General features: G+C 67.9%; 12 protein-coding genes. 3 read left to right on the forward strand and 9 right to left on the reverse strand.

Annotation, left to right across the window (positions count from 1 at the left end; translation table 11 throughout):
• Positions 1–100: 100 nt before the first annotated feature.
• The 3 genes from xsc (at position 101) to ABNX08_RS29240 (ending at position 3,786) form a co-directional block, all read left to right on the forward strand.
• Positions 101–1,867 carry a sulfoacetaldehyde acetyltransferase gene (xsc, locus tag ABNX08_RS29230; RefSeq protein WP_041682176.1) on the forward strand — a complete coding sequence of 589 codons (1,767 nt, stop codon included), beginning with the start codon at positions 101–103 and terminating at the stop codon, positions 1,865–1,867.
• Positions 1,868–1,984: 117 nt separating this feature from the next.
• Positions 1,985–3,019 carry a phosphate acetyltransferase gene (gene pta, locus ABNX08_RS29235; RefSeq protein WP_022539207.1) on the forward strand — a complete coding sequence of 345 codons (1,035 nt, stop codon included), beginning with the start codon at positions 1,985–1,987 and terminating at the stop codon, positions 3,017–3,019.
• Positions 3,016–3,786, forward strand: a complete 771-nt coding sequence (locus ABNX08_RS29240) for a sulfite exporter TauE/SafE family protein (protein ID WP_022539208.1) — start codon at positions 3,016–3,018, stop codon at positions 3,784–3,786. The genes pta and ABNX08_RS29240 overlap by 4 nt, the downstream gene beginning before the upstream one ends.
• 46 nt (positions 3,787–3,832) lie before the next feature.
• Here the strand turns inward: ABNX08_RS29240 and ABNX08_RS29245 are convergent, their stop codons facing one another.
• The 9 genes from ABNX08_RS29245 to ABNX08_RS29285 form a co-directional block, all read right to left on the reverse strand.
• A complete protein-coding gene (locus ABNX08_RS29245) occupies positions 3,833–5,137 on the reverse strand; it encodes an MFS transporter (RefSeq protein ID WP_022539209.1) in 1,305 nt (434 codons plus the stop codon).
• A 33-nt stretch (positions 5,138–5,170) separates the two neighbouring features.
• Entirely contained in the window at positions 5,171–6,667 is a 1,497-nt protein-coding gene (locus tag ABNX08_RS29250; protein WP_022539210.1) for an amidase, read from the reverse strand.
• Between the two features lie 255 nt (positions 6,668–6,922).
• Positions 6,923–7,099 carry a hypothetical protein gene (locus ABNX08_RS29255; RefSeq protein ID WP_022539211.1) on the reverse strand — a complete coding sequence of 59 codons (177 nt, stop codon included), beginning with the start codon at positions 7,097–7,099 and terminating at the stop codon, positions 6,923–6,925.
• Positions 7,100–7,352: 253 nt separating this feature from the next.
• Entirely contained in the window at positions 7,353–8,060 is a 708-nt protein-coding gene (locus tag ABNX08_RS29260; protein ID WP_022539212.1) for a GntR family transcriptional regulator, read from the reverse strand.
• A 71-nt stretch (positions 8,061–8,131) separates the two neighbouring features.
• Complete coding sequence (locus tag ABNX08_RS29265) at positions 8,132–9,130, reverse strand: 2Fe-2S iron-sulfur cluster-binding protein (protein ID WP_022539213.1); 999 nt, start codon at positions 9,128–9,130, stop codon at positions 8,132–8,134.
• Positions 9,131–9,182: 52 nt separating this feature from the next.
• The gene (locus tag ABNX08_RS29270) at positions 9,183–9,662 is read right to left on the reverse strand and encodes a heme-binding protein (RefSeq protein WP_013953475.1); all 480 of its coding nucleotides are present in this window, start codon (positions 9,660–9,662) and stop codon (positions 9,183–9,185) included.
• Between the two features lie 28 nt (positions 9,663–9,690).
• Complete coding sequence (locus ABNX08_RS29275; RefSeq protein WP_022539214.1) at positions 9,691–11,136, reverse strand: aldehyde dehydrogenase family protein; 1,446 nt, start codon at positions 11,134–11,136, stop codon at positions 9,691–9,693.
• A gap of 25 nt (positions 11,137–11,161) precedes the next feature.
• Complete coding sequence (locus ABNX08_RS29280) at positions 11,162–11,893, reverse strand: TenA family transcriptional regulator (protein WP_010810360.1); 732 nt, start codon at positions 11,891–11,893, stop codon at positions 11,162–11,164.
• A gap of 176 nt (positions 11,894–12,069) precedes the next feature.
• A complete protein-coding gene (locus ABNX08_RS29285) occupies positions 12,070–13,002 on the reverse strand; it encodes an ornithine cyclodeaminase family protein (protein ID WP_022539215.1) in 933 nt (310 codons plus the stop codon).
• Between the last annotated feature and the right edge of the window lie 12 nt (positions 13,003–13,014).

Consider the following 13,014-nt stretch of genomic DNA (forward strand, 5'->3'; position numbering starts at 1 on the left):
AGACAACGCCATGCGCGACCTCGATACCACCTCGAATCCCGCCGTTTCCGGTGGCTCGGCCGCCGCGAAGGAGAGCCAGGTTCCGGCTGGCCCGCAGACCATGACCCCGTCCGAAGCCTTCGTCGAAACGATGGCCGCCAACGGCGTGACCGACATGTTCGGCATCATGGGCTCGGCCTTCATGGATGCGATGGACATCTTCGCGCCGGCCGGCATCCGCCTGATCCCGGTGGTGCACGAGCAGGGCGCCGGCCATATGGCCGACGGTTACGCCCGCGTGTCGGGCCGCCACGGCGTGGTGATCGGCCAGAACGGCCCGGGCATCTCCAACTGCGTGACCTCGATCGCCGCCGCCTACTGGGCCCACAGCCCGGTGGTGATCGTCACGCCCGAGGCCGGCACCATGGGCATCGGCCTGGGCGGCTTCCAGGAGGCCAACCAGCTGCCGATGTTCCAGGAGTTCACCAAGTACCAGGGCCACGTCACCAACCCGGCGCGCATGGCCGAGTACACCGCGCGCTGCTTCGACCGCGCCATGTCGGAAATGGGCCCGACGCAGCTGAACATTCCGCGCGACCACTTCTACGGCAAGATCACCGCCGAGATCCCGCAACCGCGCCGCCTCGACCGCGGCCCCGGCGGCGATGACAGCCTGAATGAAGCCGCCGAGCTGCTGGCCAACGCCAGGTTCCCGGTGATCATCTCGGGCGGCGGCGTGGTGATGGCCGATGCGATCGAGGAATGCAAGGCACTGGCCGAGCGCCTGGGCGCGCCGGTCGTCAACAGCTACCTGCACAACGACTCGTTCCCCGCCAGCCACCCGCTGTGGTGCGGCCCGCTGGGCTACCAGGGCTCGAAGGCAGCGATGAAGCTGATCTCGCGCGCCGACGTGGTGATCGCGCTGGGCTCGCGCCTGGGGCCGTTCGGCACGCTGCCGCAGCACGGCATGGACTACTGGCCCAAGACCGCCAAGATCGTCCAGATCGACGCCGACCACAAGATGCTGGGCCTGGTGAAGAAGATCTCGGTGGGCATCTGTGGCGACGCCAAGGCCGCCGCGGTCGCGCTGACCCAGCGCCTGGCCGGCCGCACGCTGGCCTGCGACGCCACCCGCGACGCCCGCGCCACCGACATCGCCAACGAGAAGGCCGCGTGGGAGAAGGAGCTGGACGACTGGACGCATGAGCGCGACGCGTACAGCCTGGACATGATCGAAGAGCAGAAGAACGAACGCACGCCCACCGGCGGCCACTACCTGCATCCGCGCCAGGTGCTGCGCGAGCTGGAAAAGGCCATGCCGGAAGACGTGATGGTGTCGACCGACATCGGCAACATCAACTCGGTGGCCAACAGCTACCTGCGCTTCGAGAAACCGCGCAGCTTCTTTGCGGCGATGAGCTGGGGCAACTGCGGCTACGCCTTCCCGACCATCATCGGCGCCAAGGTCGCGGCACCGCACCGCCCGGCCGTGTCGTACGCCGGTGACGGCGCCTGGGGCATGAGCCTGATGGAAACCATGACCTGCGTGCGCCATAACATCCCGGTGACCGCGGTGGTGTTCCACAACCGCCAGTGGGGCGCGGAGAAGAAGAACCAGGTGGACTTCTACAATCGCCGCTTTGTGGCGGGCGAGCTGGACAACCAGAGCTTTGCCGACATCGCCAAGGCGATGGGTGCGGAAGGCATCGTGGTCGATCGGCTGGAAGACGTGGGCCCGGCGCTGAAGCGTGCGATCGATCTGCAGATGAATCATGGCAAGACCACGATCATCGAGATCATGTGCACGCGTGAGCTGGGGGATCCGTTCCGCCGCGATGCATTGGCTAAGCCGGTGCGTTACCTGGACAAGTACAAGGACTACGTCTGATCAGGCTGTTGCATCTCGCTAGCTGACTGTGTGCCCCCTCTCCCGCTTGCGGGAGAGGGGAGCAAACCACCGGCATAGCAAGGGCTTCGGCCCTTTCTTCATTTCTGAGAGAAAACCATGAAACCCATCCTCCGCATCATCGACCGCGCCCGCGCCGCCCCCCGCCGCATCGTGCTGTGCGAGGCCGAAGACCCGCGCATCCTGCAAGCCGCGCAACGCGCCACGCAGGAAGGCATCGCCCACATCGTGCTGGTCGGCAACGCCCGCCAGATCAACGCCGCCGCGGCCATCCACGGCATCGCGCTGGACGGCATGACGCTGGTCGATCCCGCCACCTCCGCGCTGACGCCTTCCTTCGCGCAGCAGCTCTATGCATTGCGGCAGAAGAAGGGCATGACGCTCGACGAAGCCAAACGCGCGGTGCTCGACCCGCTGTGCTTCGCCAACCTGATGGTGCGCCTCGGCCACGCCGATGGCTCGGTGGCAGGCGCCGACCACACCACCGCCGACGTGGTGCGAAACGCGATCCAGCTGATCGGGCTGGCCCCGGGTTTCCGGCTGGTGTCGAGCTTTTTCCTGATGATGCTGTGCGAGCCCTTCCATACGCTCAAGGGCGGGCTGATCTTCTCTGATTGCGGGCTGGTGGTGGACCCTGACGCGGACGCGCTGGGCGATATCGCCATGGCCGCCGCCGACAGCGCCCGCGCGCTGCTGATGGACGAGCCACGCGTGGCGATGCTGTCGTTCTCGACCAGCGGCAGCGCCCACCACGCCGCCGTGGACAAGGTGGTGGCCGCGACCGAGCGCGTGCGCGCGCAGCGCCCCGGCCTCGCCATCGACGGCGACGTGCAGCTCGATGCCGCCATCGTCGCCGAGATCGCCGCGCGCAAGGTCGCGCATTCGCAGGTCAACGGCCGCGCCAATGTGTTGGTGTTCCCCAACCTCGAAGCCGGCAATATCGGCTACAAGCTGGCCGAGCGCGTCGGCGGCGCCAAGGCCATCGGCCCGATGCTGCAGGGCCTGAACAAGCCGGCCAACGACCTGTCGCGCGGCTGCAGCGCCGACGATGTGTTCCATGTCATCGCCGTCACCGTGGTCCAGGCGCAAGCCACCGCGGAACAGGCCAGCAAGGGCGAGCAGGCGGCCGCATGAAAGCAGAATTGTTGTTGCCGCTGCTGGGCCTGCAGGCCCTGCTCGGCGCCGGCACCTATTTCCAGACGGTGACCGGCTTTGGCCTGGGCATGATCGTGATGGGCGCCACCAGCGGGCTGGGCCTGGCGCCGGTGGCGACCGTGGCCGCGGTGGTGAGCCTGGTCACGCTGGCCAACAGCGCCTGCGCGCTGCCCGGCAAGTTCCAGCATATCGACTGGCGCGCCGTGGGCGCCGCCGCCATCGGCATCCTGCCGTCGGTGCTGGTCGGCGTGCTGGTGCTGGAGTACCTGAGTTCCAGCGCCGCCACGCTGCTGCAACTGCTGCTCGGCGCGGTGATCCTGTACGGCGGCCTGAGCGCCGCGTTCAAGCCCGACCCGCTGCCGCGCCGCTCGGGCGACGGCAGCTTCTTCATGAGCGGGGTCTTCGGCGGGCTGCTGAGCGGCATGTTCGGCGTGTCCGGGCCGCCGCTGATCTTCCAGTTCTACCGGCAGCCGATGAAGCCGGTAGAAATCCGCTGCGCGCTGATCCTGGTCTTTACCGTGACTTCCACCGTGCGCACGCTGTTCTCGGCGTGGCAGGGGCAACTGGATGCCACGATCTGGCTGCAGGCCGCGGTCGGGGTGCCGGTGGTGGTGATCGCCACGCTGCTGGGGCGGCGTTTTCCGCCGCCGTTTTCGCCGACCACGACGCGGCGGGTGGCGTTCGGGGTGTTGATCGGGATCGGGGTCAGCCTGATGTTGCCGGCGATTTCGGGCTGGGTGCGGTAAGGGCGCCGGGGTGCGCCCTTAATCCGCCACGCCCTGCAACGCCTCCTCAGGCGACCGTCCCCGCCGGCCGCGCCAGCGGTGCGGCTTCTTCCTGGTCCCCGCCGCCGCCGGCCTGCCCCAGATCCATGCCGGTGGTCTCTGGCAGCAGCACCGCGGCGACCACGACCATCGCGTAGCCGACTCCCGCCACGATGGCGATCGCGATCGGCAACGAGGTGTGCCCCGTGCTCAGCCACCCCACCGACAGCGGGAACAGCGAGCCGATCACCCGCCCGGCGTTATACGACACGCCATACCCCGTCGCCCGTATATCGTTGGGATAAGACTCGGAGATGGTCGCGCCGATGCCCGCGAACACGCCCTGCATCAGGATGCCGAGCGGAAAGCCAAGGAACAGCATCGACGTATTCGACACCGGGATCACCATATAGACCAGCGCTGCCAGGAACGCCCCGGCCGCGAAGGCGATGTAGGTCAGGCGCCGGCCCCAGCGGTCGGTAGCGTAGGCGCCCGCCACGTAGCCGATCAATGAGCCGATGATGGTAACCGCCAGGTAAGAGCTGGTACCGAACACCGACAGGCCGCGCTCGGTCTTGAGGAAGGTAGGCAACCACGTGGCGATGGCGTAATACGCACCCAGCATCCCGCCGGAGAGCAGGCTGCACAGCAAGGTCTTGGACAGCAGCGGCCCGCGGAACAGCCGGCCGAGGCCCGCCAGTGCCGTCCCCTGCCTGCCCGCGGCCCGGGTCTTCAGGAAGATTTCCGGCTCTTCCAGGTTGCGGCGCAGGTAGACCACCACCAGCGCCGGCAGGATGCCGAGGAAGAAGCAGACTCGCCACGCCGTCTCGGCCGGCAGCACGCTGAAGGCGATCGCATACACGATGGCCGCCGCACCCCAGCCGAAGGAGTAGCTGCTGGCGGTAAAGCCCGAGTATTTGCCGCGATGGGCCGGGTTGCGGATCATCTCCGTCACCAGCACCATGCACAGCGACGACTCGCCGCCGAATCCCAGGCCCTGGATCATGCGGAACAGCATCAGCTGCTCCGGTGACTGCGCCAGTCCGCACAGGAAGCAGGCCCCCGCGAACACCACGATGGTCCAGCGCAGCACCCGCACGCGCCCGTAGCGGTCGGCCAGGATGCCGGCGCCGATCGCACCCACCAGCGACGACACCAGCGTCCAGGTGACGATGGCGCCCGCCGTCGACTTGCTCATGCCCCACTGCCCCAGCAGCGTGGAGATGAGGAATGAATAGATCATGAAGTCGAAGACATCGACCGCATGCCCCAGGAACGCGCCATAAAAGCCCTTGCGCTCCATGCGCGACAAATCACGGAACCAGTCGAACATGATCCCTCCCTGTGGTGTGTGTGGTGTGGTGGCTCAGTTGTTGTAGTCCGCCGGCAAGACAGACGGCCGCGGCGGGGGCCGGAACGCGTAGCCCGCGTCTTCCAGCAGGCTGGCAAAACGCAGGGCGGTGAGATCCTGGTAGCGGCCGGCAACGATCTGCACGCCGACCGGGAGGCCGCTAGTGCCGGGGCCGATCGGCGCGACCGCCGAAGGCAGCCCGCACAGCCCGGAATGGCCAGCCCAGAACAATTGCGTGGTCATCGGCTGCGCGCAGCCGTTGACGGTGACGGTGCGTTGCCAGGGCTCGCCCTCCTCGTTCAGCGCGAAGGCGGTGGTGGCCGCGGCGGGGCACAGCAGCACGTCATAGGCCGAGAAGAAGCGACGCCAGGCCGCGGCAAAGCGCTCGCGGGCGGCTTGCAGGCGCAGCCAGTCGCGGTGGCTCAGCGTCGCGCCGGTGTACTGGAGGGTGGCATAGGAATGGTCGTCCGCGGCGGCGGCGGCGCTGTGGGCCAGCGCATCGGCATAAGCGGCTTCGTCCATGTGCACCGCGGTGGTGGCCCGCAGCAGGGTCACGTAGACGTACCACAGTTCGGCGGCGTCGAAGTCCGGCCGCACGTGCAAGTCCACGCGGGCGCCCTGCCCGGCCAGCCAGTGGCCGAGCTGTTCGATCTGCGCGGCGACCTCGCCGTCGGCTTCGGCCTGCGGATGGGTGGGCAGCACGGCGACGCGGAAGTCAGCCAGCCGGCGGTGCGGGCAAACTGGCAGGTCGAAGCGGTACGCAAGCGCATCGTCGCCGTCGGGGCCGGCGATGGCGCGCAGCACCGGTTCGAGGTCGCGCGCGCTGCGTGCAAGCGGGCCGGCTACGTTGATGTCCTGTTCGCCGAAGCGGGCCGGACCGGTGCCGTGGCCGGCCAGCGGCACCAGTCCATGGCTGGGCTTGAGCGCGAAGATGCCGCAGTAATGGGCCGGATTGCGCAGCGAGGAGCCGATATCGGATCCGACATCGAAATACGACAGGCCGGCACACACCGCCGCCGCGCTGCCGCCGGACGAGCCGCCCGGCGTGCGCGACGGATCGTGCGGATTGCGGGTGGTGCCGTAGATGGCGTTGTAGCTCTGCCAGTCGCGCAGGCCAAGCGGGACGTTGGTCTTGCCGAGCAGCACGGCGCCGGCCTCGCGCAGGCGCTGCACCACTACGGCGTCGCGCTGGGCCGCGCGGGCGTGCAAGGCCGGATTGCCGCAAGTGGTCGGCCAGCCGGCGACGTCAAACGATTCCTTGACCGAGAACGGCACACCATCGAGCACGCCGCGCGACTGCCCCGCCCTGCGGCGCCGGTCGCTTTCCAGCGCGGCGGCGCGGGTGGCACCAAAGTCCGACAGCACCAGCGCATTGATGACGCCGTGCCAGTCGCGCCAGGCCGCCTCGCAGGCGTCCACCAGTTCCACCGAAGAGACCTGGCCGGCAGCGAGCTGCTGTGCCACCTCCCATAGCGGCGGAAAACCGCCGGCACTCCGGTCAGGCAGGTTCACGTTGATTCCTTGTCGTTATCCGCGCCAGCAATGGGACGCGGTGGGGGCGTATAGGACAGGCTTCGGGAAGTGCTGCGCTTGCGTTGGTATACTATATTCACTCTCGCGCAGAGAGCAAGACGAATATGGGCGCGCGTGCCGGCGCGCTGGACAGCGCAGCGGTGGAGTGGACAGCTGGGGAGAGCCGTCGGCGGGCAGGCCGCGCGCCGGGAGGCAGCGGCGGCGCGGCGGCGCCGCCGTGTCAATCAGGCTGGATCAGCAATGGCCACGGTTCGGCGTGCGGCCGCCAAGGGCCACGAGGAAGCGGCCGATATCGCGCAGGCGTAGCGGCAGCAGCGGCGTCGCATGGCGGACGGCATCGCGCGCGGCAAAGTGGCGCAACAGTTGCTGGCCGACGGATTGCGAGAGATAGCATTGCTCGGGCGACTGCATGGTAAATCCCTATTGATCTGGAATGCCTACAGTATACCTAAGTTGGTGCAATGCGTCATGACGGCGCATGCAATGCCCAATTGCCGGGCATGCAACGAAAGGGGAAGAGAACCAGGAAAGTACCGACGCGCGCGGTAACGCGGCTGGACATCCGGCACGGCGTACGCCGCACCAAATGGAGAGAGGCCTACTGCAAGAACGTCGGACGGGAGCGGCCAGCGATCAGTTTGCCCGCAAGCCGGGCACGACGCCCTCAGGCCGCCTCTGCCCTGCCCTGCCCGTCCACCGGCAAGTCTGCTGCCTTGGCCGCACTGTAGACATGGCGCGCGGCCAGCAGCGCGGCAAGGTCGGCGTCTCCCGCGATCACGGCCTGCAGGATCTGGGCGTGCTCGTCCCAGTTCTGGCGCGCGCGCACCACGTTGGCCGGTCCGAACAGCACCGCGGTGCGCTCGCGCAGCGAACGCATCATTTCCTGCAGCACGCTGTTGGCCGCGATGGTGCCGAGCACTTCATGGAAGCGGGTATTGAGGGCAAGCAGCTCATCCGCGCGGCCCTGCGCGGCGGCATCCATGCCCTGGCGCAGCACGGTTTCCAGTTCCGCCACCAGCGCCGGGTCGCGGCGCTGCGCGGCGAGCTTGGCGTTCAAGCCTTCCAGCGTGGCGCGCACCTCTACCATCTCGCGCGCGATCACCGGCGACAGGCTGGCCACCGTCGCGCCGCGGCGCGGCTCGATTACCACCAGGCCTTCGCTGGCCAGCGCGCGCAGCGCTTCGCGCACCGGGATGCGCGACACGCCCAGTTCGGCCGACAGCTTGTTTTCCACCAGCCGTTCGCCTGGCGCGTACTTCCCGTTCAGGATGCCTTCGCGCAGCTTGTCGGTGACAAGGGCGAACAGCGGCGAGTGGCTGGCACCGAGGCTCAGCGGCTCGGCGGGCGCGGCAGGAGATGGAGTGAGGGACATGAGTCGGCAAAGGCGTAAGCGGAAAGGCTGGCGTTATTGTATACCAGCCGGTCCCTGTATACCGCCATGTCTTAACAATACTGGAAGGTGAAGCTGTCCGCATAGATGTGATCCGAACTTGCCCCGCGCCTGAGGAAAGCGGCACGGGCGTCACGGATCATGTCAGGCGAGCCGCACAGGTAGATGGCGTGCTCGCTGAGATCGCCGAGATCAGCCAGCGCCGCGTCGTGCACATAGCCGCGCCTGCCCTGCCAGTCGGCGCCGGCGCGGGACAGCACGGGAATGTACTGGAAGTCGTAAAGGCGTTCGCCCCATGTCGGGATATCGGTATGCAGATACAGGTCTTCCGGCTGGCGCATGCCCCAGTAGAGCGACACCGGCGGGCAGTCGGGATCGTCCATCAGCGATTCCAGTATCGCCTTGATCGGCGCCAGCCCGGTGCCGGTGGCCACCATCAGCAGCGGCCGGTAATCCTTGGCGCGGTAGAAGAAGGTGCCGAGCGGCAGCTCTATGTCAATCGCGTCGCCCGCCTTCATTTGCGGCAGGATGCCGTCGGTGAAGGCACCGCCCGGGATGCGCCGCACATGCAGGTCGACCCGTCCGTCGCGCGGCACCGAGGCCATCGAGAAGCTGCGCGCGCGCCCGTCGTCGCTCAGCAGCTTCAGGTACTGGCCGGGGCGATAGTCGAGCGCGCCAGCGTCCGGCACCTCCAGTTCGATATGCAAGACGTCAGCCGACAACGGCCGCACCGCCTGCACTAGCGCCCGATAACGCGCCGGCTCGGCGCACGCCTCGTCCTCGCGCGCCGTGCTGATGACGAGGTCGCCCAGCGGCTGCGCCTGGCAGGCCAGCGCATAGCCGGCAGCGGCCTCATCCGGCGCCAGGCCGAACGGTTCCTCGTCATACCGCACCTGCCCGTCAAGCAGCCGGATGCGGCAGGTGCCGCAGCCACCCAGCTGGCAGTCGTGCGGCAAGGCAATGCTGGCGCGCCCGGCAGCCTGCAGCAGGGTCTCGCCCCGTTCGACAAAAAAGACCTGCTGCGTTTCGGCGATCTGGATGCGGTATGACATGGAACCTCCGCGCGTGTTCGAAATGGTGGCGGGCGGCCGGCGCCCGCCTGGCTTACTTCTTGATGTCGGCCTGCACCAGCACCTTCAGGTCCTGCGGCGCCAGCAGCTCGGCCAGCGCCTGCAGCGCGGCCAGCCCGGCCTGCGTATCCTGCTCGCCGTTGCCGCCGGACAGGCCGATGCCGCCGATCACCTCGTCGTTGACCACGATCGGGAAGCCGCCCACGAACGCGGCGAACTTGCCCTCGAAGCTCCACTGGATGCCGAACGCCTCATTGCCCGGCAGCGCCGGCCCGTTGGGCGGCGTGGTGAACAGGTGTGTGGAGCGCTTGTGCCCCGCGGCCGTGAACGCCTTGTTCCATGCGATCTGCGGCCCGGTGATGCGGGCGCCGTCCATGCGCTCGAGCGCGAGCGGATAGCCGCCCTCGTCGACCACGCAGATCGATTCCAGCACGCCGATTTCCTCCGAGCGCCGGATCGCCGCGGCAACCATGTGGCGCGCTTCGCGCAGTTCCAGCTTGATGGCTTTTTTCATGTCTCTTGACTCCTTGTAACGGCCGGGCTCAGGCGCCCCGATAGACCGTCTTGACCTGCGTATAGAACTCCAGCCCGGTGCGGCCCGACTCGCGGAAGGTCGAGGTGCTTGAGCGCTTCACCCCGCCGAACGGCGCGTTGACCAGATTGCCGGTGGTGGTGCGGTTGACCTTGACCGTGCCCGCCTCGATGTCCGTGGCGAAGTGGTGGATGTAGCGCGGGTTGCTGGTGACGATGGCCGCGGCCAGCCCGTACTCGGTGTCGTTGGCCTTGGCGATGGCGTCGGCGTAGTCGGTGAAGCCCAGGATGGCGATCACCGGCCCGAAGATCTCCTCGCGCGCGATCCGCATCTGCTGGGTCACGTCGGTGAAAACGGTCGGCGCCACGTAGTAGCCCTTGTCAAAGTCGCCGCCGGCGAGGCGCGCGCCGCCGCACAGCAGCGTCGCTTCGGACTTGCCGATATCGATATAGCGCAGCACCGTTTCCAGCTGCTTGTGCGAGGCCAGCGGCCCGAGGTCCATCCCGGCCGTCATGCCGCTGCCGACCTTGAGCGTGGCGACCTTCGCCAGCAACCGCTCGGTGTACGCGGCCTTGACGGACTCGGCCACCAGCACGCGGCTGGTGCCGGTACACGCCTGCCCCGACAGCGAGAAGCCGCCCTTGATGGTCAGATCGACGGCGCGGTCGAGGTCGGCATCTTCCATCACGATCAGCGGATTCTTGCCGCCCAGCTCCATCTGCGTGCGCGTGGTCAGCGGCACGGCGCGGTGGATCTGCTCGCCGGCGCGCGACGAGCCGGTGAACGAGATCGCCCGCACAGCCGGCGCCTCGGTGATGGCCGGGCCGATCTCGGCCGCGCTGCCGGTGATGAAGTTCAGCACGCCCTTGGGCAGGCCGGCCTTGACCAGTGCCTCGGCCAGCCGGTAGCCCGACAGCGGCGCCTCGGACGACGGCTTGAACACCACCGTGTTGCCGGTCACCAGCGCCGGGGCGATCTTGCGCGCCGGGATTGACACCGGGAAATTCCACGGCGCGATCACCGTCACCACGCCCAGCGGCTCGCGCTGGCTGTAGACGAGCTGGTCGGGGTCGTCGTTCGGGTACACCTCGCCGGTGAAGGTCTGCCCTTCCACCGCGTAGAACCGCAGCGTCTGGGCCGAGCGCAGCACCTCGTCGCGAGCCAGTGCCAGCGCCTTGCCTTCCTCGCGGGTCAGCTCGGCGGCAATGCTGTCGGCATTGGCTTCAAGATGATCGGCGGCGCGGTTAAGGATGGCGGCGCGCTTGCCGACCGGAGTTTTCTTCCAGCCGGCGAACGCTGCCGCCGCGGCGGCGACGGCCGCCTGCGCGTCCACCGCGGAAGACGCCTGGAAGCGGCCCACGATATCGGCGGTATCGGCCGGGTTGACATTGTCGAAGGTACGGCCCGACTGGCAGGCCGTCCATTCGCCGTCGATATGGTTGAGGAATACGGTCATCGTCGATCCGGTTGCGCGGCGGCGCTCAGGCGGCCATGTCGAGTTCGGGCAGCGGCAGTTCTTTCTCGACGTAGTCGTGATAGAGCGCCGTCGTATACAGCAGCCGCATCTGCGCGCCGATCTCGCAGATCTTCAGGCAGCGCTGCTGCAGTTCCGGCGTGTTGGCGTGCTCGAGCACGATCTGGTAGCCGCGCTCGCCGTGGATCTCGTCCGAGACGATATGCAGGTCGAAGAATTCGACTTCCTCGTCGGTGAACTGGTACTTGTCGCGCAGCGTCGGGGTCTGCTTGCGGTAGATCGACGGCACCTGTGACTCCAGCCCGACTACCAGGCCGGCCACCGCGACGATGGGGTCTTCACGCATGGCCACGGCGTAGCACCAGCTCTGCAGGCCGCGCGTGGTGGGCGACATATTGTCCGGGTCGATCACGCGCTCGCGGGTGGTGCCGCAGGCTTCCGCAAAGCGGATCAGCAGGTCGGTATGGCGGTCGCCGCCGATCTCTTCCTCATACATATTGGCGAGCAGGAAATCCTTGGCTTCGGTATAGCGGTCCGGCGTGCGCGCGTAGATGTAGCCCAGGTAATCCGCGAACGGGCCGACGTAGTGATAGTGGTTCTCGGCCCAGCGTGCGAGATGGGCGCGGGTCAGCTTGCCGCTGGCCCAGGCCACGCTGAACGGCGCCTTGTTGGCGCTCTTGCCTTTGATGGCTTCTTCGAGGGCGGCACGGAATGCTTCGCGGTTCATCAGTTCGGCCATGGCGGAGGCTCCTGGTTGGCGATGGGGGGCAATCAAGTGGGTTGGATGCCGGGGTCTCTTCGTGAATCGATCGGCCCCTGCATTGTTGTATACTATATACAGTTAGTCAGCGACAACAAGGGCTTCGTTGACTAATCACGTAAGTGTTTACCCGGCGGCGGACCGGGCAATGCGACTCAGGCCGCGCGACGCTCCGCCGCGCCAGTGATCCGCGACCACGCGAAGCCCGCCAGCGCCACGTCCTCCAGCCCCACGCCGACTGACTTGTAGATCAGGATGTCGTCGTCCCGCTGGCGCGGCGACACCTTGCCCAGGACCACGTCGCCCAGTTCGACGATCTTCTCGTGCGGAAGGGCCTGCGGATCGGCCAGCACGATGTCGCCGGCCTCGCGCACGGACTGCGGGCGCCACTCGACCACCACGGCGGCGGCGCGGCGCAGCGCGGTGTCGTCCAGTTCACGCGTATGCGGCAGGCTGGAGCCGATGGCGGCAACGAAGGCGCCCGGCCGCAGCGACGCGCCCGCGAACAGCGGCGTTGTCGCGCGCGACGCCGTGACGACGATATCGGCCTCGGCCACGGCAGCATCGGGCTCTGTCAGCGCGACCGGGATGCCGCACAGGGCCGACAGCCGCTCCGGCATGCCTTCATCGGCGTGCGGATCAGACACCAGGATGCGCTCCAGCCCGAGCGTCGCGCTAAGCTGGCGCGCGTGTTGCACGCCCTGCATGCCGGCGCCGAACAGCGCCAGCGTGCGCGCACCGGGCCGAGCCAGCCGCTGCGCCGCAAGCGTGGTGCAGGCGGCCGTACGCAGGCGCGTGATGGCGCCGGCGTCGAACGAAGCTAGCGGGCGCCCGTCGTCGGCCGAGAAGATCAGGATGACAAAGGAGAACTGGCCGTTGATGGTCGTGTAGACCTTGGCGCCCGCCACGCCCTGCTGCGGGATCACCGCGCCCAGCGTGGACAGCTTGACGCCGCCCGCCTCGGTGCGGATGCGCTCCTGCATCGCGGCGTCGCCACGCCCGAAGCTGGAAAACGCTGCCTCCATGACCTGCCGGGCATCCTCCGGGCTGACGTGGGCATCGATCATCGCGTCTGTGATGTGCTGCATGGGGACTCCGCT

This window comes from Cupriavidus sp. DF5525 (assembly GCF_040149425.2).
Lineage (GTDB): Bacteria > Pseudomonadota > Gammaproteobacteria > Burkholderiales > Burkholderiaceae > Cupriavidus > Cupriavidus pickettii_A.